Annotated in this window: 1 protein-coding gene; it reads left to right on the top strand. The window is 72.6% G+C overall.

All coding sequences use genetic code 11. The features are described from left to right. Positions 1-48: 48 nt before the first annotated feature. On the top strand, positions 49-1,088 hold a 1,040-nt coding region (locus T398_RS26820), incomplete at its 3' end, for a KR domain-containing protein (protein WP_496450586.1).

Below are 1,088 nucleotides of genomic sequence, written 5' to 3'. Positions count from 1 at the left end.
TCGGGTGTGGATTTGGATTGGGGTGTGGTGTGTGGGGGTGGGCGGCGGGTGGATTTGCCGACGTATGCCTTCCAACACCAGCACTACTGGATCGAGCCTGACCGCACCGACGGCACCGCCACCCACGGCGCCGACGGCGGGTTCTGGGACGCCGTCGGCCAGGGCGACACCAGCCGGCTCGCCGACGGTCTCGGCGTCGCCCCCGACATCGTCAACGAGGTCCTGCCCGGCCTCGCCGCCTGGCACTCGCGGTACCGGGACGCGTCCACCCTCGACGGCTGGCGCTACCGGATGGTGTGGCGCTCCACCGACCTACCCACGGGCGGGGAGCTGACCGGCACCTGGTGGCTCGTCGTACCGGCGACGTTGACCGACGATGCGCGGGTACGGGCCGTCACCGACGGGCTGGCTGCCCGGGGCGCCGACGTCGTCACCGTTGCCGGCACCGACCTGCCCGCCGGGGACAGTGCCGGCACTGACCTGTCCGCCGGGGACAGTCCGGCCGGGGTGCTGTCCCTGCTCGCCCTCGACGACACCTCCGACGCCACTGGCGCCGGGCTCTCCGTCGGCGTCACCGACACCGTGACGCTGCTGCAAACGCTCACCACCACCGGCTTCGCGGGGCGGATCTGGTGCCTCACCTCTGGTGGTGTCGCCATCGACCGGTTCGAGGACCTGCCGCACCCCGCTCAGGGTGCCCTCGGGGGCCTCGGCACCGTCCTGTCTCTGGAGAGCCCGCACTCCTGGGGCGGGCTGGTCGACCTGCCCACCGACTGGACCGACGACCATGTCGAGCGGCTCGTGGACGTGCTCGCCGACGGCCGCGAGGACCAGGTCGCCGTCCGTACCGCCGGAGTGTTGGCCCGGCGGATGGTCCGCTGGCCCGCCGTCGGTATCCCCGAACGCCGTTGGCGACCCACCGGCACGGTCCTGGTGACCGGTGGTACCGGTGGTATTGGCGGGCACGTCGCGGAGTGGTTGATTTCCCACGGTGCGGATCGGGTGGTGCTGGCCAGCCGGCGGGGATTGGACGCCCCGGGCGCGGCCGACCTGGTGGCTCGGCACCGCGGTGTTGACGTCGTCGGCTG

The organism is Salinispora goodfellowii (assembly GCF_059570675.1).
This window is presented reverse-complemented; position numbering and strand designations above follow the sequence as displayed.